Origin of the sequence: Nocardioides zeae, assembly GCF_030818655.1 — a bacterium.
GTDB lineage: Bacteria > Actinomycetota > Actinomycetes > Propionibacteriales > Nocardioidaceae > Nocardioides > Nocardioides zeae_A.
Genome location: NZ_JAUTAN010000001.1, coordinates 1,182,985 through 1,202,930, shown reverse-complemented (window position 1 = coordinate 1,202,930; position 19,946 = coordinate 1,182,985). Strand labels below are relative to the sequence as shown.

At 74.2% G+C, this 19,946-nt stretch carries 13 protein-coding genes; 3 read left to right on the top strand and 10 right to left on the bottom strand.

What is annotated here, in order from left to right; all coding sequences use genetic code 11:
- Positions 1-51 precede the first annotated feature (51 nt).
- Positions 52-4,779, top strand: a complete 4,728-nt coding sequence (locus QE405_RS05735; RefSeq protein WP_307199251.1) for an ATP-dependent helicase — start codon at positions 52-54, stop codon at positions 4,777-4,779.
- Positions 4,772-5,581, top strand: a complete 810-nt coding sequence (locus QE405_RS05730) for a DNA-formamidopyrimidine glycosylase family protein (protein ID WP_307199250.1) — start codon at positions 4,772-4,774, stop codon at positions 5,579-5,581. Before QE405_RS05735 ends, QE405_RS05730 begins: the two co-directional genes overlap by 8 nt.
- A gap of 21 nt (positions 5,582-5,602) precedes the next feature.
- On the opposite strand, the gene QE405_RS05725 is transcribed toward QE405_RS05730, so the two are convergent.
- The 10 genes from QE405_RS05725 to QE405_RS05680 all read right to left on the bottom strand — a co-directional run bounded on the left by QE405_RS05725 (position 5,603) and on the right by QE405_RS05680 (position 18,296).
- The gene (locus QE405_RS05725) at positions 5,603-5,926 is read right to left on the bottom strand and encodes a helix-turn-helix domain-containing protein (protein ID WP_307199249.1); all 324 of its coding nucleotides are present in this window, start codon (positions 5,924-5,926) and stop codon (positions 5,603-5,605) included.
- 84 nt (positions 5,927-6,010) lie between these two features.
- Entirely contained in the window at positions 6,011-6,511 is a 501-nt protein-coding gene (locus tag QE405_RS05720) for a CinA family protein (protein ID WP_307199248.1), read from the bottom strand.
- Positions 6,512-6,557: 46 nt separating this feature from the next.
- Positions 6,558-9,677, bottom strand: a complete 3,120-nt coding sequence (locus QE405_RS05715) for an ExeM/NucH family extracellular endonuclease (RefSeq protein ID WP_307199247.1) — start codon at positions 9,675-9,677, stop codon at positions 6,558-6,560.
- 213 nt (positions 9,678-9,890) lie between these two features.
- Positions 9,891-10,532 carry a CDP-diacylglycerol--glycerol-3-phosphate 3-phosphatidyltransferase gene (pgsA, locus tag QE405_RS05710; protein WP_307199246.1) on the bottom strand — a complete coding sequence of 214 codons (642 nt, stop codon included), beginning with the start codon at positions 10,530-10,532 and terminating at the stop codon, positions 9,891-9,893.
- Positions 10,529-11,980: a 30S ribosomal protein S12 methylthiotransferase RimO gene (rimO, locus tag QE405_RS05705; protein ID WP_307205591.1), complete on the bottom strand. Its 1,452-nt coding sequence runs from the start codon at positions 11,978-11,980 to the stop codon at positions 10,529-10,531. Before rimO ends, pgsA begins: the two co-directional genes overlap by 4 nt.
- Positions 11,981-12,119: 139 nt before the next feature.
- Positions 12,120-13,367, bottom strand: coding sequence for a helix-turn-helix domain-containing protein (locus QE405_RS05700; RefSeq protein ID WP_307199245.1), 1,248 nt, complete (start codon positions 13,365-13,367; stop codon positions 12,120-12,122).
- 25 nt (positions 13,368-13,392) lie between these two features.
- Positions 13,393-14,106, bottom strand: a complete 714-nt coding sequence (locus QE405_RS05695) for a hypothetical protein (RefSeq protein ID WP_307199244.1) — start codon at positions 14,104-14,106, stop codon at positions 13,393-13,395.
- The gene (locus QE405_RS05690) at positions 14,103-16,835 is read right to left on the bottom strand and encodes an FtsK/SpoIIIE family DNA translocase (RefSeq protein ID WP_307199243.1); all 2,733 of its coding nucleotides are present in this window, start codon (positions 16,833-16,835) and stop codon (positions 14,103-14,105) included. Before QE405_RS05690 ends, QE405_RS05695 begins: the two co-directional genes overlap by 4 nt.
- A 112-nt stretch (positions 16,836-16,947) precedes the next feature.
- On the bottom strand, positions 16,948-17,850 hold the full coding sequence (locus QE405_RS05685) for a M56 family metallopeptidase (protein WP_307199242.1): 903 nt from the start codon (positions 17,848-17,850) through the stop codon (positions 16,948-16,950).
- A 14-nt stretch (positions 17,851-17,864) separates the two neighbouring features.
- Positions 17,865-18,296 (bottom strand): BlaI/MecI/CopY family transcriptional regulator, encoded by a 432-nt coding sequence (locus QE405_RS05680; RefSeq protein ID WP_307199241.1) that lies wholly within the window; start codon positions 18,294-18,296, stop codon positions 17,865-17,867.
- 120 nt (positions 18,297-18,416) lie between these two features.
- Here QE405_RS05680 and QE405_RS05675 point away from each other — a divergent pair, with 120 nt between their 5' ends.
- Positions 18,417-19,934: a cytochrome ubiquinol oxidase subunit I gene (locus tag QE405_RS05675; protein WP_307199240.1), complete on the top strand. Its 1,518-nt coding sequence runs from the start codon at positions 18,417-18,419 to the stop codon at positions 19,932-19,934.
- Positions 19,935-19,946 lie beyond the last annotated feature (12 nt).

Sequence of the window (19,946 nt, the reverse complement as noted above, 5' to 3'; positions counted from 1 at the left end):
CCTCCGGCCGGCCCCTCAGGGCTGTCGGTGCACGCTGCAAGGATGAACGGCATGTCGGCATCCGCGCTCGCTCGCTTCTCGGAGGTGACCCAGGCGTGGTTCACGGCTGCCTTCGCGACGCCGACCCCGGCGCAGGAGGGGGCCTGGGAGGCCATCGGCTCCGGCAGCCACGCGCTCGTGGTCGCGCCGACCGGGTCGGGCAAGACGCTCGCGGCGTTCCTGTCCGCGATCGACCGGCTCACCACGACGCCCCCGCCGGAGGAGGCGGCGCACCGCTGCCGGGTGCTCTACGTGTCGCCGCTGAAGGCCCTCGCGGTCGACGTCGAGCGCAACCTGCGCACCCCGCTGGTCGGGCTGCGCGCCACCGGTGAACGCCTCGGCGTCGAGGTGCCCCAGGTGCAGGTCGGCGTGCGCTCCGGGGACACCTCGGCGGCGGATCGCCGCCGTCTCGGCACCCGTCCGCCCGACATCCTCATCACGACGCCCGAGTCGCTCTTCCTCATGCTCACCTCGCAGGCGCGGGAGGCGCTGCGCGGGGTCGAGACGGTGATCATCGACGAGGTCCACGCCGTCGCGGGCAGCAAGCGGGGCGCTCACCTCGCCCTCACCCTCGAGCGCCTCGACGCCCTGCTCCCCCAGCCGGCGCAGCGGGTCGGGCTGTCGGCGACCGTGCGACCCATCGAGGAGGTGGCGCGGTTCCTCGCCGGCGGCCGTCCCGTCGAGATCGTCGCCCCGCCGTCTCAGAAGCAGTGGGACCTCGGGGTCGTCGTGCCGGTCGAGGACATGACCGCCCCGGGCGAGTACGACGAGGACGACCCCGACTCGGGGCGGGCGGCGACCTCGATCTGGCCGCACGTGGAGGAGCGCGTGCTCGACCTCGTGGAGTCCCACCGGTCGACGATCGTCTTCACCAACTCGCGTCGCGTCTCCGAGCGCCTCACGGCACGCCTCAACACGCTCGCCCAGGAGCGTGCGGAGGCGCGGGAGGGCGAGGGCGAGGAGGGGCCCGGCCCCGCGCTGCCCACCCGTCCCCCGGCCGAGCTGGCCGGCCAGTCCGGTTCCACGAGCGGCGCCGCGGCCCTCGTCGCCCGCGCCCACCACGGGTCGGTCTCCAAGGAGCAGCGGGAGATCATCGAGGACGACCTGAAGAGCGGGCGGCTCCCCTGCGTCGTCGCGACGAGCAGCCTCGAGCTCGGCATCGACATGGGCGCCGTGGACCTGGTGGTGCAGATCGGCTCGCCGCCCAGCGTCGCGAGCGCCCTCCAGCGCGTCGGCCGGGCCGGCCACCAGGTCGGCGAGGTGTCCCACGGCGTGCTGTTCCCCCAGTTCCGGGCCGACCTGGCGCCGACGGTCGTGGCCGTCGACTCCATGCGCACGGGAGCGATCGAGTCGCTCCGCGTGCCGTCCAACCCGCTCGACGTGCTGGCGCAGCAGGTGGTCGCGGCCGTCGCGCTCGAGCCCGCCCACGTCGACGAGCTCTTCGCCCTCGTGCGTCGCGCGGCGCCGTACGCGACGCTGCCGCGCAGCGCCTACGACGCGACCCTCGACCTGCTCAGCGGGCGCTACCCCTCCGACGAGTTCGCCGAGCTGCGCCCCCGCCTCGTCTGGGACCGCGTGACCGGCAACCTCACCGCCCGCCCGGGCGCGCAGCGCCTGGCCGTCACGAGCGGCGGCACCATCCCCGATCGCGGCTTGTTCGGCGTCTTCATCGTCGGTGGCGACGAGCGGGGCCGAGGGCCGGGCCGTCGCGTCGGCGAGCTCGACGAGGAGATGGTCTACGAGTCGCGGGTGGGCGACGTGTTCGCCCTCGGCGCGACGAGCTGGCGGATCGAGGACATCACCCACGACCAGGTGCTCGTCACCCCGGCGCCGGGCGTGCCGGGGCGGCTCCCGTTCTGGCACGGCGACTCCCCCGGTCGTCCCGCCGAGCTGGGAGCCGCCGTCGGCGCGCTGCACCGGGAGCTCGGCGCCCTGCCCGAGCCCCAGGCGGTCGCCCGCGCGATCGAGAGCGGGCTCGACGAGTGGGCCGCGGGCAACCTGGTGGCGTACGTCGCGGAGCAGCGCGAGACGACCTCGGTGCTGCCCAGCGACCGCACGCTCGTGCTGGAGCGCTTCCGCGACGAGCTCGGCGACTGGCGGTTGGTGCTGCACTCGCCGTACGGGATCCCCGTTCACGCGCCCTGGGCGCTGGCGATCAACGCCCGGGTGCGGGAGCGGTACGGCGTCGACGGCCAGGCGCACGCCTTCGACGACGGCATCGTGGTGCGGCTGCCCGACACGGGCGAGGACCCGCCCGGCGGCGACGTGCTCGTCTTCGAGCCCGAGGAGCTGGAGGCGATCGTCACCACCGAGGTGGGCGGGTCGTCGCTCTTCGCCCAGCGTTTCCGCGAGTGCGCGGCGCGCGCCCTGCTGCTCCCCCGGCGACAGCCGGGCCGCCGGTCGCCCCTGTGGCAGCAGCGGCAGCGCGCCTCGCAGCTGCTCGAGGTGGCGGCGAAGTACCCGTCGTTCCCCGTCGTGCTCGAGACCGTGCGGGAGTGCCTCCAGGACGTCTACGACCTGCCAGCGCTCCTCGACCTGCACCGTCGGGTCGACCGACGGGAGGTGCAGGTGGTCGACGTCGACACGGCCTCCCCCTCGCCGTTCGCCCGCTCGCTCCTCTTCGGGTACGTCGCGCAGTTCCTCTACGAGGGCGACTCGCCCCTGGCGGAACGGCGCGCAGCAGCGCTCTCCCTCGACCCGGCGCTGCTCGCCGAGCTGCTCGGGCGCACCGAGCTGCGGGACCTGCTCGACCCCGAGGTGATCGCCGAGGTCGAGCAGGAGCTGCAGCGCACGACGACCGATCGTGGCGCACGCGACGCCGAGGGCGTGGCCGACCTCCTGCGCGTGGTCGGCCCGTTGAGTGCGGCCGAGGTGGCCGCGCGCGTCACCGAGCCCGCGGCGGCCACGGACTGGCTGCGCAGCCTCGCCGACGCCCGCCGCGCGGTCGAGGTGCGGATGGCCGGCGACGAGCGGTGGGCGGTGGTCGAGGACGTGGGCCGCCTGCGGGACGCCCTCGGCGTCGCGGTGCCGCCCGGCGTCGCGCAGGTCTTCGCCGAGCCGGTGGCCGATCCGCTGGGCGACCTGGTGGCGCGGTACGCCCGCACGCACGGGCCCTTCACGACCGCCGACGTCGCCACGCGGCTGGGGCTGGGAACGGCGGTCGTGGACACGACCCTGCAGCGCCTCCGCACGGAGGGGCGCGTCACCGACGGCGAGTTCCGTCCGGGCGGCAGCGGGGCCGAGTGGTGCGACAACGAGGTGCTCCGGCGGATCCGGCGCCGTTCCCTGGCCCGGCTCCGCCAGGAGGTCGAGCCGGTCGAACCGGCCGCCCTCGCGCGGTTCCTGCCGGCCTGGCAGCAGGTCGCCGCGGCTCCGCCGCCCGAGCCGGACGACGCCCGCTCGCGCCCGGGTGCTCCCCGTCCGCGCGGTGCCGGCCGACGCGGCGGGCTGCACGGCGTCGACGGCGTGCTCACGGTCGTCGACCAGCTGGCCGGGTGTGCGCTCCCGGCCAGCGCGTGGGAGTCGCTCGTGCTGCCCGCCCGGGTGCGCGACTACGCCCCGGCGATGCTCGACGAGCTCACCGCCGGCGGTGAGGTCGTCTGGGCCGGCCAGGGTGCGCTGCCGGGGTCGGACGGGTGGGTGACCCTCCACCCGGTCGACGCGGCCGACCTGACCCTCCCGCTGCCCGCCCCCCACGACGCCTCGGAGCTGCACGACGCGGTGCTCGCCGCGCTCGCCCCGGGCGGCGCGTGGTTCTTCCGCCAGCTGGGCGACGCCGTGGGCACGACGGACGACGGCGCCCTCGCCGGTGCGCTGTGGGACCTCGTCTGGGCCGGACGCGTCACCAACGACACCTTCGCGCCCCTGCGCGGCCGGCTGGGCGGCACGGGAGCCCACCGGTCGGCGCGCCGCGCTCCCCGCGCCCGCGGTGGATCGGGCCGGTCCTTCCCGCCGCGCCCCGGCCGAGCGGGGGCAGGCTCGCGTGCGGCGGGCGTCGCCGGCCCCGCGACGAGCGGGCGGTGGGCGGCCCTGCCGCCCGTCGACGAGGACGCGACACGGCGGGGCCACGCGGCGGCGGAGGCCCTCCTCGCCCGCCACGGTGTCGTCACCCGCGGCGCGGTCGTCGCGGAGCGGCTGCCGGGCGGGTTCGCGGGGGCCTACCGCGTGCTCTCGGCGTTCGAGGAGTCGGGCCGCACCCGCCGGGGCTACTTCGTCGCCGGTCTCGGCGCGGCCCAGTTCGGCACCACCGGCGCGGTCGACCGGCTGCGCACCTTCGCCGAGCCCGCCGCGGGCGTGGACGGCGCGGCGGGCGAGCCGTCGACGTACGTGCTCGCCGCGACGGACCCCGCGAACCCGTACGGCGCGGCGCTGCCCTGGCCCGAGCGGCCCGGCTCGGTCGGCCGCGGCGGGGAGGAGGCCGGCGAGGCCGAGGCTCCGACCAGCACCCACCGGCCCGGGCGCAAGGCCGGGGCCCTGGTGGTGACGGTGGACGGCGAGCTGGTGCTCTACGTGGAGCGCGGGGGGCGCACCCTGCTGACGTTCACCGGGGAGGCCGACCCGCTCGGTCGTGCCGCGCACGCGCTGGCGGGCGCCGTCCAGCGGGGCGCCCTCGGCCGGCTGACCGTCGAGCAGGCCGACGGCGCCCAGCTCCTCGGCGGCGCCCGGGACACCCCGGTGCGGGCCGCCCTCGACGCCGCGGGCTTCGTGGCGACCCCGAAGGGGCTGCGGCTCCGTGCCTGAGGGCGACACCGTCTTCCAGGCCGCGCGACGTCTCGACCGCGCGTTGGCGGGGCGGGTGCTGGACCGCGTGGACCTGCGGGTGCCGCGCTACGCGACCGTCGACCTCGACGGTGCGCGCTACGCGGGCACGATCCCGCGCGGCAAGCACCTCCTCACACGTCTGGAGCACACGAGCGGCGCGTGGACGCTGCACACGCACCTCAAGATGGAGGGCATCTGGCAGACCACGACCGCCCGGGACGGCCGGTGGCGGCGCCCCGCCCACCAGGCGCGCGTCGTGCTCACCGCCGGCCCCGTGCAGGCGATCGGCTTCGCGCTGGGGGTGGTCGACCTCATGCCCACCAGCGACGAGCACGACGCGGTGGGCCACCTCGGGCCCGACCTCCTCGGCCCGGACTGGGACCCGGTCGAGGCCGAGCGTCGGCTCCGCGAGCGCCCGGACCGCCCTCTCGTCGAGGCGCTGCTCGACCAGCGCAACCTGGCCGGGATCGGCAACGTCTACGTCAACGAGATCTGCTTCGTCATGGGGCTGCACCCGAGCCGGCCGGTGGACGCCGTGCCGGACCTGCCGCGTCTGCTCACCCGCTCCCAGGCCATGCTCGATGCCAACCGGGAGCGGACGTCGCGCTGCACGACGGGCGTGCTGCGCCGCGGGCAGCAGCTGTGGGTCTACGGACGGGCCGGTGATCCGTGCCGGCGCTGCGGCACGACGGTGCAGGTGGTGATGCGCGCGGAGACGGACGCGCCCGAGCGGGGCGAGCGGTCGACGTACTGGTGCCCCCACTGCCAGCCCGAGGGCTGAGCGGGAGCGGGGACGGGAGCGTCAGGCCGCCGAGGCGACGACCGCGTCGGGCTCCGGACGCGGACGGGCGGGACGGGCCGACGCGGTGATCGGCACGGGCGCGGCGAGCGACTCCTCGCGCGCGACCTCGCTGCTCACCTCGAGCAGCACCGTCGAGAGAGGGACGTCGAGGGCGGCGCACAGCGACGCCAGCAGCTCGCTCGACGCCTCCTTCTGGCCGCGCTCGACCTCGGAGATGTAGCCGAGGCTGACCCGGGCCCCCGCCGAGACCTCGCGCAGGGTCATGCCCTGCTGCACGCGACGACGACGCAGGACGTCGCCCAGTGAGTGCCGGTAGAGCACCATGCGGCTGTCCTTTCTGATCGGGACCCTCAGGTGGTGTGCAACGCTACCCGATCCCTGTTTCATCCCGTCGGCACCATCCGCGAGTCAGTGCCGCGGGTCCTCCCGCGCGGCGGCGAGCAGCAGGCGCAGCGCGGCCTCCACGGTGGCCTCCTGGATGCCCGCCCGGTCGCCGGCGGCGGCGAGGTCCAGCCGCTCGCTGCGCACACCGGCGGGGGTCAGGAGACCGACGAACACGGTGCCCACGGGCTTGCCCTCCTGGCGGTCCGGACCCGCGACCCCCGTCGTGGCCACCGCGTGGGTGGCCCCGAGGAGGCGGGCCGCGCCGCGTGCCATCGCCTCGGCACAGGCCGCGGAGACGACGCCGTCGTGCTCGACCACCTCCGCCGGCACGCCGAGCACGTCGACCTTCACCTCGGTCGCATAGGACACGACGGCGCCCCGGACCACCCGGGAGGCGCCCGGCACGGCCGTGAGCGCCGCGGCGACCCGACCGCCGGTGAGGGACTCCGCGACAGCGAGCGAGGCCCCCGACGCGACGAGCGCGTCGAGGGCCTCGACGGCGGCGGGGTGCGGACCAGGGCTCATGGCCCCATCCTCCCCCGCCGCCGGTGGAACGCCGGGCGCGGCCGGGTCAGCCGACCCGGATGGAGAGCACGCCGAAGGCGGGCGACACCGTGCCGCTGCCCTCGTAGTAGACGCTCGCCCGGTGCGTGCCGGTGCGGCCCGGCTGCAGGGTGATCGTCGCGAGGCCCCGGACGGCGAAGACGCGGAACGCCTTGCCGCCGTAGACCACGTTGACCCACCCGGTCGCCGGGAAGCCCGACGAGTTGCCGATGCGGATCGTCAGCGTGCCGCTGCGCCCCGCCGGGAGGGGCTGGGTGGCGCTCAGCAGGAGGTTGGTGCGGGCCCGACCGACCGCGATGGTCACGCCACCGTCCGCCGCCTGCGTGGTCGCGTCGCCGCTGTAGCGCACGAGCACGCGGTAGGACTTCGGCAGGAGCGTGCGACGCGGCACCTCGACGACGGCCTGGCCGTCGACGACGTCGGCCGAGCCGATGATGCCGCCGTTCCAGTGGAGGTCGACCCGGCCACCGGCCGCGCCCTCGGTCTCGATCTCGACCGGGACGCGCACGACGTCGCCGTACGCGTTCTGCACGGTGCCGGGGGTGACGACCGTGGCCGGTGCCGGCTCGGCCTCGCCGACGGCGATGCCCACGACGTGCGGCTCGTGGTCGGAGGAGCGGTAGGCGTCCGGGGCGTAGAAGTCGGTCGCGTTGTAGTTCGACCGGCTGTACTCGTAGGCCACCGACTCGACCGCGTTGATCTCCCAGATGTCCGAGCCGGTCACCATCGCGGCGGCCGCCTCGTTGGCCAGCACGTGGTCGAGGGAGCCGGACATGCCGCTGAAGCTGTAGCTCCACTCGCCCTCGGACGCGATGTCGGTGAAGCCCTCGTCGTAGAGCACGTGCAGCGGGTCCTCCTGGGTGTAGGAGTTGAAGTCACCCGTGAGGAACACCGCCTCGGTGCCCGCCTCGGCCGCGAACTCCGCGGTGAAGTCGGCCAGCGACTCCGCCTGGCGGACCCGGTCGCCGTTCCACGCACCCTGCTCGCCGTTGGCGTTGTCGCCGCTGGACGGCGCCCCCGAGGTGCTCTTCGACTTGAAGTGGTTGACGATGACGGAGAACGCGTCGTCGTCGGCGCTGCCGGCCGGCTTGAACGCCTGGGCGAGCGGCTCACGGGCGTTGAAGAAGACCGCCTCGTCGTCGTGGATGACCGACGCGCCCACCGTCTCGACCGTGGCCGGCTGGTAGATGAACGCCGTGCGGATGACGTCCTCCGCCGCGGGGACCGCGGTGGGCGACGGCACGTAGGCCCAGTGCCCGGCACCGGCCTGCTCGTTGAGCGCGGTGACGAGGCTCGCGAGGGCGGCGTCGCGGTCGAGGCCGAAGACGGCCGAGTTCTCGATCTCCTCCAGCGAGATGACGTCGGCGTCGATCGCGTTGATGGCCGCGACGATCTTGGCCTCCTGGCGCTCCAGGTTGACCTGGTTCGCCGCACCGCGCGGACCGTTCGGCTCGCAGCGGTCGTTGGTGATGTTCGCACCCGCGCGGTCGGTGAAGTAGCTGCACGACCGCCCGCTCGCGGCGGCCGCCCACTCCTCACCGGTCGTCGAGAAGTAGTTGAGCACGTTGAAGGTCGCGAGCTCGAGGTCGCCGCCGACCGCCTCCGGAGCCGCGGTGCGCGTGTCCTCGAAGGTCGCCGGGGCGACGCCCTCGGCGGTGAGCTGCTGGGTCGGCTGGTACTTCCACGTGCTGTTGCGCCAGTCGATGACCACCGGCTCCGTGATCGTCGCCGACGCGTTGACGCGCACGACGTCGCCGCCGCTGATCCACGGCAGCGGGATCGCCTTGTTGGTGGCGTTGCCCAGGTAGTTCGTGCTCGAGCCGTCGTCGATGGCGATCGCCCGCGCGGCGTTGTCGGCCTTGACGTCGTCGAGCTCCGGCGAGTCCGGCGTCACCAGCTCGGTCGGCGCGATGAGCGGGGTGTCGCCCACCGCGAGGCCGATCTCGCCGAAGTTGTTGAGGTTGAAGTTGTTGGAGACCGTGTAGTCCTCCGACGGCAGGACCAGCTCGCCCTCGTACTGCTCGCGCAGGGCCGGCGCCGGGAGCACGAATGCGCGGGGCTTGACCATCTCGGCCGGCTCCGTGAGCACGGTCGTGCTGCCGTCCGAGGCGGCACGTGCGTCGAGCTGGGTCAATCCGTTGAACTCCGTCGGCAGGCCGACGACCTCGACGTGGTCACCGACCTCGGGGTAGGTCGCGCTCGGCGAGCCCAGCCACACGAAGACGGCGTCGGAGGCGCCGCCCTCGGCCGGCTTCGGGTCGCCGCCCGTGCCGGCGGTCTGCAGGTAGAACCCGTTGAACCCACCGGTCGGGTACGACGCGGTGACGATGCCCCGCGTGCGCACGAGCGCGGTGCGGTCGAGCGGCGTCTCGGCACCCGTGCCCTGGATCTCGGCGATCGTCACGTCGGTCGGCTCGACCGGCTCGGGCTCCGGCTCCGGCCCGGGCGTCGTGGAGCCCGAGTTCTGCGGGGTCGGCGCGACCACCGTGAAGTCGGCCGCATTGCTGTCCGTGTCCTTGCCGTTCGCCGCACGCTGCAGCGAGGTGGCGTTCGCCGGCGCCCTCGTGACGGCCGCACCCTCGAAGGACGGCGCGGTCGGCGAGGCTCCGAGGAAGTCGACGATCGGGGCGCCGGTGACGTTGCCGGTGGGCGGGTTGAGCGCCGTGGTCGTCGAGGCCAGCCAGACCTGTCCGCCGGTGGCCGACGCGGAGACGGTGCCGGTCGCGTCGGGGGTGGGCAGGGACGTGGTGCCGCCGGCACCCTGCGCCCACTGCACCAGGTAGTGGCCGCCGGCCGGGACCGAGCCCGTCAGCGGCGTGACCTGAACTGGGCTGGTGCCCGCGTTGTTCCGGTACTGCACCGACCAGCCCTCCAGCGAGATCGCGGCGGACGTCGGGTTGTAGAGCTCCACGAAGTCGTGGGTGTACTCGGCACCGCTGTTGCCGCCGCCCCCGTAGAACTCGGAGATGACGACACCGCTGCCGTCGACGGCGGCGGTGGCGGAACCGGGCAGTGCGGCCAGCGCGGAGACAGCGAGGCCGAGCCCGAGACCGGCGGCGAGGGCGCGGCGGGGCCGGGCCCCACCGGGTTGGCGGGACGGGGAGGGGCGGGGAGAAGGTTCGAGCACGAGCGACCTTTCACGGGAACCGTGCCGCCACGACGTCGGGGGTCGCGCGGCTGGACGACAACCGGTCCAGTCCACCCCGTGGCCGTGGATGAAAGCAACGATTCGCAGTGAACGATCGGTAACGGTTCGGTCGAGACGACCGTTGCAACGGACGACGTCCGGTCGTCGCCCGCTCTCTCAGCCGACGTCCAGCCTCGGCTCAGGAACGACCGCTCAGGCGTCCGCGGTCGCCCGCAGCGTGTGCCGCTGCTGGTAGAGGTCGCGGTAGAACTCGTAGCCCGACCAGAGCGTCATGGCGACGGCGGCGGCGAGCCCGACCTGCGCGACGTAGAACACGACGAGGCCCGGGACCTCGAGCCACCCGACGACGTCGCCGACCTGCAGCAGGGGCAGGCTCAGCGTGCCGAGCGCGACGCCCTGGAGCGCGGTCTTGATCTTGCCACTCTGCTTGGCGGCGATCACGACCTGCTTGGCCACGGAGAGACGCAGGAGCGTCACGCTCCACTCGCGCACGAGCACGACGATCGCGACCCACCACCACACGTCGCCCACGATGGCGAGACCGATGAAGGCCATCCCGGTGATCGCCTTGTCCGCGATCGGGTCCGCGATCTTGCCGAAGTCGGTGACGAGGTTGCGCGCCCGGGCGATGTCGCCGTCGACCTTGTCGGTGATCATCGCGACCGCGAAGATCACCCAGGCCACCGTGCGCCACAGCACCGAGTCGCCGCCGTCGACCAGCAGCGCCCAGCCGAAGAACGGCACGAGCACGATGCGCAGCGTCGTCAACGCGTTGGGCAGGTTCCAGTTGCTGGGCCGGGTCGGCTGGGCCGCACCCGTCGGCTCGTGGGTCATCGGTGCTCTCCTGCGATCTCGGCCACCAGGTCGACGCCCTCGCTCGCCACGACGACGGCCGGCACGAGGTCGCCGACGCGCACCCCCACCGGCAGGTCGCCGTCAGCGGTGACGAGGGTCGTCGTGCCGTCCACCTCGGGGCCCTGGTGGGCGGCGCGGCCCTCGGGACCCTCCTCGTCGTCGAGACGCTCCACGAGCACCTCCACGTGCTCGCCGATCCGTTCCTCGGCGCGCTGCGACGTGAGCTGCTCGACCAGGTCGGTGACGTGCTCCGTGCGGGCCCGCACCTCGTCCTCGCTGTGCTTGCCGTCGAACCCCGCGGCCTCCGTGCCGTCCTCGTCGGAGTAGCCGAACACGCCGGTCACGTCGAGGCGGGCGGCCTCGAGGAACGCGCAGAGGGTCTCCACGTCCTCCTCGGTCTCGCCCGGGAAGCCGACGATGACGTTGGAGCGGATGCCCGCCTCCGGGGCGAGCGCGCGGATGCGCTCGAGCAGCGACAGGAAGCTGTCGGGGTCGCCGAAGCGTCGCATGCGCCGGAGCACGGCGTTGCTGGCGTGCTGGAACGACAGGTCGAAGTACGGCGTGACGCCCGGCGTGGACGCGATCGCCCGGATGAGGCCGGGGCGGGTCTCCGCGGGCTGCAGGTAGGACACCCGCACGCGGGCAACGCCCTCGACGGCGGCGAGCTCGGGCAGGAGGGTCTCCAGCAGCTTCACGTCGCCCAGGTCCTTGCCGTACGACGTCGAGTTCTCGCTGACGAGGAACAGCTCGCGCACGCCCTGCTCACCGAGCCAGCGCGCCTCGCCCAGGACGTCGGCGGGGCGACGGCTCACGAAGGAGCCGCGGAAGCTGGGGATCGCGCAGAAGGTGCACCGCCGGTCGCAGCCGCTGGCCAGCTTCAGGGGCGCCGTCGGACCACCGTCGAGACGGCGGCGCACGGCCCGCGGGCCGCTGGCCGGCGCGGCGCCGAACGGCAGGTCGGGCGCGTGCCCCGGCACGCTCAGGCCGCTGGTGACCATCGCCTCCGCGCGCTCCACGGGGCTGATCGGGAGCAGCTTGCGGCGGTCGGTCGGCGTGTGGGGGTGGTGGGCCTCGCCCGCGACGATGGCGCGCAGGCGCGCGGCGATGTCCGGGTAGTCGTCGAAGCCCAGCACCGCGTCGGCCTCGGGGAGGGAGTCGGCGAGCTCCGCGCCGTACCGCTCCGCGAGGCAACCGACGGCCACGACGGCACGGGTCGTGCCGCCGTCCTTGAGGTCGGCGGCGGCCAGCAGCGTGTCGACGGAGTCCTTCTTCGCCGACTCGACGAAGCCGCAGGTGTTGACGACCACCGTGTCGGCCGCGTCCGGGTCGTCGACGAGGCGGAAGCCCCCGGCCTCGAGGCGTCCGGCCAGCTCCTCGGAGTCGACCTCGTTGCGGGCACAGCCGAGGGTCACCATCGCGACCGACAGCGGCTCGGCGCCGTCGACGGCGGTGGGGCGGGAGGGCGCGGTGGAGGCAGTCATGATCTCGTCGAGTATGCCCGCACCCGCGGGGCGGCGTCGAAACGGCGCGACGCCGACCGCGCGATGGTGGCGGGTGCGGAGGCCGTCAGGACAGCGACCGCTGGACGGGCTCCCCGGCCTCGCCCAGCGGGCTCGCGTCGCGCCCGTCGACGGACGCCGAGACCGCACCGTCGGAGCTGGAGATGCGCACGGGCGGCGTCGCCCGGACGGCCTGGGTGGCCCCGGGCTCGAGCCGGCCCTGCCAGACGACCTCGCCGGCCGCGTCCCGCACCGTGACGTCGGCCGCCTGCTCGCCGGCCACCAGCTCGACGTCGAGCGGCGTCGCCGCGCTGCCGGAGGTGAGACCGGCCTGCTCGGCGCCCGACCCCTCGTTGCCCGCCGGCCGCTCGAAGAGGAACTGCGCGACGGCCCAGAGCAGCACGACCGACATGACGGCCGCGACCAGCACGGACCAGTTCGGTCCGCCGCGCGTCGCCCGCAGCGACCCGCCCGGCACCGTCGCGAGCTCCGCCTCGAACACGCGGCGCGCGTCGACGGGAGCGGTCGCGTAGCGCTCGTCGTACTGCTCCACCAGCGGCTGCGGCTCCACGCCGAGCACGCGGCCGAGGGTGCGCAGGTGGCCCCGCGCGTAGAAGTCGCCGCCGCACGGGCCGAAGTCGTCGACCTCGATGGCCTCGATGACGTGCGGTCGGATCCGCGTGCGCTCCGCGACCTGGTCGACGCTGAGGCCGAGCCGTCGGCGCGCCTCGGTCAGCGCGGGGCCGACGACGGGCTCGACGACCGGCTCCGGCTCGGCCGCGACGACACCGAGGGGGCCGGTGGCCTCCTCGCGGGTCTCGTACGCCGCGAGCCCGGGCTCGTCGGGACGACGGAGGTACGCCGCGGCCTCGGGCAGCCCGGACGGCCCGGACGACTCCGGCTCCGGGTCCGTGACGCGGGCCGAGGCGGGCAGGTCGAGCACGGCCTCCTCGCGGCGCAGGACCTCGGCCCGGACGGCGGCACGCGGCTCGCGCAGCGGGGCCGGGGTGGGCGAGGCGGGTGCGGCAGCTGGATCGCCGGCGCGGTCGTCGTGGAGGTCGTGGAGATCGTCCTGCAGCTCGCTCGGCAGGTCGTCGGGCTCAGCGACCCTCTCGCGGCGGACCTCCCGGCGCTCGGCCAGGCGCGCCAGCACCGTCGCGGCCCAGGGCCGCACGCGCTGCGCCGCCGCCACGAGGGGCGAGGGTGCGTCGACCTCCTCGTGGTCGCGCGGCTCGTCGACCGCGGTCGGCGCGACCTCGTCGACGGGGGCGACCGGCTCCACCGCCGCCACCTCGGCGGCTGCCACGGCAGGCATCTCGTCCGGCGTCTCGTCCGACGTCTCACCCGACGCGTCGCCGGGTGCCTCCACGGGCGCCGCGAGGACCCTGCACGGGGACCTCGGGGTCGGCCAGCGTGCGGACGGCCTCGGCGAGGTCGTCCGCGCCGGTCACCGTGGTGGACAGGCCGACGGGGAGGGCGAACGAGCCGCCGTACCACTGCCGGGCGAGGAACGCGTGCCAGCGCGCGCTGCCGTCGAGCGCGCCGACGACCTCGTCGGCGTCGAACGGCACCACGACGAGGCGGCCGTCGCGCAGCAGGCCCTGGCGGGGGGCGAGCTCGACGCGGTCGACGCTCTCCCACGGCAGGCCCTGCCACGTGCGCCCGAGGCGCATGCGCACGCCCTGGGCGTCGACGACCGCGAGCGGGACGCGCGCGTCGACGAACGCGGTGAGGTAGGCGAGGGCGACGACCGCGAGGAACGCCGTGAGCGACCAGGCCAGCACCCCGCCGTCGGCCGCGGCGCGGCTGAGCCACGCGACGGCCAGGCCGGCCGAGGCGAGGCCGACGACACCGGCGACGAGGCCGCTGCGGCGGAGCTCGACGGCGGCGCCGGCCGCCACGTCCCGCTCGAGGTCGAGGTCGTCGGCCACGACCCCGAACAGCTCCCAGTCGGGCCGCCGCGGCAGGTTGAGCCCGAACGGGTCGCGCCGGGTGCCCTGGGCAGCGCCCTCGGCACCGCGCTGCGGGTTCTCGATCGTCTCGTGCTGGCTCACTGCTCCCCCTGCAACGTCAGGATCACGCCGTCGATCTCGTCGGGCTTGACGAGCACGTCCCGAGCCTTGGAGCCCTCGCTGGGTCCGACGACCCCGCGGCTCTCCAGGATGTCCATGAGGCGTCCGGCCTTCGCGAAGCCGACGCGCAGCTTGCGCTGCAGCATCGACGTCGAGCCGAACTGGGTCGACACGACGAGCTCGATGGCCTGGATCACCAGGTCCATGTCGTCGCCGATGTCGTCGTCGAGCTCCCGCTTGCTCTGCGCGGGCGCCGTGACGTCCTCGCGGTAGGTCGGCTCGAGCTGCGCGCGGCAGTGCTTGACGACCTGGGCGATCTCGCCCTCGCCCACCCACGAGCCCTGCACGCGGATCGGCTTGGACATGCCCATCGGCAGGAACAGGCCGTCACCCTGGCCGACCAGCTTCTCGGCGCCGGGCTGGTCGAGGATGACGCGGCTGTCGCCGAGCGACGATGTGGCGAACGCCAGGCGCGAGGGCACGTTGGCCTTGATGAGGCCCGTCACGACGTCCACCGACGGGCGCTGCGTCGCCAGCACCAGGTGGATGCCCGCGGCTCGGGCGAGCTGGGTGATGCGCACGACCGCGTCCTCGACGTCCCGCGGGGCCACCATCATCAGGTCGGCGAGCTCGTCGACGATGACGAGGAGGTAGGGGTACGGCGTGAGCACGCGCTCGCTGCCCGGGGGCACCTCGATCTTGCCCGCCCGCACGGCCTTGTTGAAGTCGTCGACGTGGCGGAAGCCGAAGTTCGCGAGGTCGTCGTAGCGCAGGTCCATCTCGCGCACGACCCACGCGAGGGCCTCGGCGGCCTTCTTCGGGTCCGTGATGATCGGCGTGATGAGGTGCGGGATGCCCTCGTAGGCGTTCAGCTCCACGCGCTTCGGGTCGACCATGATCATGCGCACCTCGTCGGGCGTGGAGCGCATGAGGATGGACGTGATCATCGAGTTGATGAAGCTCGACTTTCCGGAGCCGGTGGCGCCGGCGACGAGCAGGTGGGGCATCTTCGCCAGGTTGGCGACGACGAAGCCACCCTCGACGTCCTTGCCGAGGCCCGCGATCATCGGGTGCGGCTCGGAGCGCGCCGTGCTCGAGCGGAGGACGTCGCCGAGCGAGACGATCTCCTTGTCGAGGTTCGGGATCTCGACGCCGACCGCGGACTTGCCCGGGATGGGGCTGAGGATGCGCACGTCGGCCGAGGCGACGGCGTACGCGATGTTCTTCTGGACGTTGAGGATCTTCTCGACCTTCACGCCCGGGCCGAGCTCGACCTCGTAGCGCGTGACCGTCGGCCCCCGGGTGTAGCCCGTCACCTGCGCGTCGATGTTGAACTCGTCCATCACCTGCGTGAGCCGCTCGACGACCGCGTCGGACGCCTTGGACCGCGCCTTGTGGGGCGAGCCCTCCTTGAGCATCTCGCTGGCGGGCAGCGAGTACGCGATGTCGCCGGAGATCGAGAGCTGCTCGACCCGCGGCGGCAGCTCGGCGTGGGGCGGCGGCTCGAGGGCACCCTCCTCGTCGCGCGAGGAGGAGCGGGCCGCGCCGGCCGGGACGGCCGCGGCAGCAGCGCCGACGACCGTCGCAGCGGCCGGGGTCGGCGCGCCGTCGCCGGCACCCGTCGCCGGGGCCTCCGGGGTGTCCGGGGTGTCGCTGAAGACGCCCTGGGCGAAGTCGAGCGCGTCGGGACCCACGTCGGCGGTGAGGGCCGCCTCGGCCTCCTCCGCCGCGGCTCGCTCCTCGCGCTCCGCCTTGAGCCGGGCCCGCCGCTCCTTGCGGGTCTCCGCGTCGGTGACGAGCGGGGTGTCGTACGCCGGGTCGCCGGCGTCGAGGTCGATGTCCTCGTCGGCGGCGGTGCGCTCGGCGCGACCGTCGTGGCCCGGCGCACCGAGCAGGCGGTCGCGGGCCTCCCGCAGCCGGGCGGGGATCTGGTAGACGGGCGTCGCGGTGATGATGAGGACGCCGAAGAAGCCCAGCAGGGCGAGCAGCGGGACGACCACCCAGGCGCTGCGGAGCAGGTCGAGCAGCAGGCTCGAGACGACGAAGCCGACCGCGCCGCCGGCCTGCTGGAGGTCGTCGGTGTCGCCGAGGACCGGCTCGGGGTTGCCGTTGGCGATGTGCACGATGCCGAGCAGGCCGAACGACAGCGCCGTCCAGCCGATGACCTGGCGGCCCACGGGACCGTTGCGCTCGGGGTCGCGCATGTTGCGCCACCCGACGTAGACCAGCGCCAGCGGCACGAAGCCCGCCAGCTTGCCGACCGAGCCGGCGACCATGGTGCGCACCGTGTCGAGCGCCGCCCCGGAGAACTGCCACCAGACGGCGCCGGCGACGACGACCGCGAGGCCGAAGAAGGCGAGCCCGACGCCGTCACGGCGGTGCTCCGGCTCGACCTCCCGCGCCGCGTGTCCCACGCTCCGTGCAGCGCCGCCGACGGCGCCGGCGAGGCCGAGCCAGGCGGCGACGATCCCGCGACCGATCAGCGCGAAGAAGCGCAGGACCGGACCGGGACCGCTGCGCACGGCCCGGGGAGCGGGGCGCGCCGGGGCACGCTTCGCGCTGCCACCTCGGGCGTTGCCGGATCGGGTGGACTTGCCGGTACTCCGGGCGCGAGACCCCGAGCCGCCCTTGGACGCACCCGTGCGGGATGCGCCGTTGCGGGACGTGCTCGAGCTTCGCGACCCCGGCGGGGAAGACGTACGGGTCGCCATGCTCGTGACCCTAGGCGATCGTCACACCTGCACCACGCTTCACTCGAGGCGTGTCGCGCCCCGGTCCTGTGGAGCACCCCACGGCGTGGTACGGCAGCGACGGGACGGCGGCTCAGAGGCCGGCGTCGGCGACGGCTGCCAACCAGGGCGCGACGACCAGCCACGTCGGGAGCACGAGCACCGCGAGCGCGAGCACCACGAGGGCCGGTCCCTGCGTCCGCGGCGGGGCCGGGTCGCCGAGCACCTCGATGCGGGCGACCAGGTCGGAGGTCGGCCCGGACCCGGCGCCCATCGCGGCCGCCGGCGCCCGCGACTCGGCGAGCTGCACGAGCGCCTGGGCCAACGGGCGACGTCCGGCGGCGCGCGCCGCGGCCCGGTCCGCGCACATCTCGACGAGGAGCCGCACCTCCGCCAGCGCCCGCGCGCTCGAGACCCAGCGCGGGAACGCGCGGTGCAGCACGTCGAAGAACTCGACGACGAGATCGTGGCGGAACCGCAGGTGCGCCCACTCGTGCGCCAGCACCGCGCCCACCTCGTCGACGTCGAGCCGCTCGATGAACCCGGCCGACACGACGACGCGCGAGCGGTGGATGCCGGGCAGGCAGTAGGCCACCGGGGCGTCGTCGTCGAGCACGCGCACGCCGTCCGCCTGCACCCGCCCGAGGAGGTCGACCTGGTCGGCGTGCCGGCGGCGGATGCGCCGCAGGCTGGCCCCGACCCGGTGGGCGCTCAGCAGGAGCCGCCCGGCGACGAGGCCGGTGACGCCGAGCGCGACCGCGGCCACGGCGTACTCCGCCGCCCCGGGCATGCGCCCGCTGCCGTCCTCCACGAGGACGTGCTCGGTGACGAGGGCCAGCGTCGACCCGAAGGCCGCGAGCACCGCGGCGAGCGCGACGGCCTGCCAGGCCAGGAGCGCGGCGTACGGCGTGCGGCGCAGCACGTGGGCGCGCGCCAGCAGCGCCGGCACGGGGCCGGCGAGCACCACGGCGAGGACGCCGAGCACGAGCGGGGTCACGGGTCCAGCCTGCCTCAGGCTCCCGAGGAACCCGACGAGCCCGAGGAGCGGTCGTCGGGGATGCGCGCGAGGGCGTCGCGCAGCGCCTGGAGCTCCTCGGCGCTCGCGTCGCCGACGAAGGCGACGAGCGCGCCGGTCCGGTCGCCGGAACCGATGTCGTCGAGGGTGGTGCGCATGAGGGAGGCGGTCATCTCGCCGCGGGAGGCGCTGGCGCGGTAGCGGTAGGCACGCCCGTCGCGCTCCTGCACGACGAGCTCCTTGCGCGCGAGGCGGTCCATCACCGTCATGACGGTCGTGTAGGCGACCTCGCGCTGGGCGGACACCTCCTCGTGCACGTCGCGGACGGTGACGGTCTCGTCGGCGGAGCGGGACCAGAGGACGTCCATCACGGCGCGCTCGAGATCACCGAGCGCCGACCGTGAGGAGTTCTTGCGAGACGAGGGCACGGGAGGAGTGTACCGACGATCTCGGGTGGTACTACGATGTGTAGTAACTACTACGCAACGTCGTAGAAGTCGGACGGGGACAGGCCCCGCCCGTGCCCTGGCCCCCAGGAGGACCGAGCAATGGAGCTCGTCGACATCGCACGGTGGCAGTTCGGCATCGTCACCGTGTACCACTTCCTCTTCGTCCCGCTCACGATCGGCCTCACGCTGGTGGTCGCGATCTTCGAGACGTCCTGGTTGCGCACCAAGAACCCCGACTACCTGCGCCTCACGAAGTTCTTCGGGAAGCTCTTCCTCATCAACTTCGCGCTCGGCCTCGTGACCGGCATCGTGCAGGAGTTCCAGTTCGGCATGAACTGGTCGGACTACTCGCGCTTCGTCGGCGACGTCTTCGGGGCGCCGCTCGCGATCGAGGGCCTGCTGGCCTTCTTCCTCGAGTCCACGTTCCTGGGCCTGTGGATCTTCGGGTGGGACAAGCTCCCCCGCCTCGTGCACGCCGCCTGCATGTGGATCGTCCACCTCGGCGTGCTCGCCTCCTCGTGGTTCATCCTGGCGGCCAACTCCTGGATGCAGCACCCGGTCGGCTACGACTACAACCCCGAGACGGGGCGCGCCGAGCTGACGGACTTCGCCGCCGTGATGTTCAACGAGGTCCAGCTCGTCACGTTCCCGCACGTTGTGCTCGCGGCGTACATGACCGCCGCCGCCTTCGTGATCGGCGTGAGCGCGTGGCTCTACGTCTCGAAGCGCCACGGTGGCCGGGTGGCCACCGAGGAGGAGGTCGGGGCCGGCGAGGCGGAGGCGATCACGGCGACCGCGCGCTCCGAGCGTGAGATGTACCGCAAGGGCATGCGCATCGCCGCCGTCCTCATGGCCGTCGCCGGCATCGGCGTCGTCGTCTCCGGCGACGTGCAGGGCAAGGTGATGACCGAGGTGCAGCCGATGAAGATGGCGGCCGCCGAGGCGCTCTACGAGACCGAGGACTCCTGCGCCCCCTTCTCCGTCTTCACCATCGGCACCCCCGACGGCCAGCACGAGAAGTTCGCCGTGACCGTGCCCTGCCTCCTCTCCTTCCTCGGCACGGGCTCGTTCGACGGCGAGGTCAAGGGCATCAACGACCTCCGTGAGACCTACGCCCAGCAGTACGGCGAGGACCCGGGCGCGACGTACTACACGCCCGGCGACTACGTGCCCAACATCCCCGTCACGTACTGGACCTTCCGCTGGATGATGGGCTTCGGGGCGCTCGGTGCGGCCGGCTCGGTGCTGGTGCTCTGGCTGACCCGTCGCCGGCGCGACGAGGTCGTGAACGCCGCGTGGGTCGGCCGGGTCGGGATCGCGCTCCCCGTCGTCATGGTCGCCGCCAACTCGATGGGCTGGATCTTCACCGAGATGGGCCGGCAGCCGTGGGTCGTCTTCGGCCTCATGACGACCGAGCAGGGCGTCTCCCCCGGCGTGAGCGTCACCGAGGCCCTCATCTCGGTGGTCACGCTGACGAGCCTCTACGCGGTCCTCGCCGTCGTCGAGCTGAGGCTGCTCGCGACGACCGTCCGCAAGGGACCAGAGCCGTTCGTCGAGCCGCCGGACCCCGGTAGCGACGACCACGACGCCGACGCGCCCCTCACGTTCGCCTACTGAGCAGGATCGAGG

What these genes read in the sequence shown, in the direction of transcription:
- QE405_RS05720 (WP_307199248.1), bottom strand. Translation starts at nt 6,511, where the DNA reads ATGAGCCCTGGTCCGCACCCCGCCGCCGTCGAGGCCCTCGACGCGCTC.
- QE405_RS05735 (WP_307199251.1), top strand. Translation starts at nt 52, where the DNA reads ATGTCGGCATCCGCGCTCGCTCGCTTCTCGGAGGTGACCCAGGCGTGG.
- QE405_RS05700 (WP_307199245.1), bottom strand. Translation starts at nt 13,367, where the DNA reads ATGCCTGCCGTGGCAGCCGCCGAGGTGGCGGCGGTGGAGCCGGTCGCC.
- pgsA (WP_307199246.1), bottom strand. Translation starts at nt 10,532, where the DNA reads ATGACCCACGAGCCGACGGGTGCGGCCCAGCCGACCCGGCCCAGCAAC.
- QE405_RS05675 (WP_307199240.1), top strand. Translation starts at nt 18,417, where the DNA reads ATGGAGCTCGTCGACATCGCACGGTGGCAGTTCGGCATCGTCACCGTG.
- QE405_RS05690 (WP_307199243.1), bottom strand. Translation starts at nt 16,835, where the DNA reads ATGGCGACCCGTACGTCTTCCCCGCCGGGGTCGCGAAGCTCGAGCACG.
- QE405_RS05725 (WP_307199249.1), bottom strand. Translation starts at nt 5,926, where the DNA reads ATGGTGCTCTACCGGCACTCACTGGGCGACGTCCTGCGTCGTCGTCGC.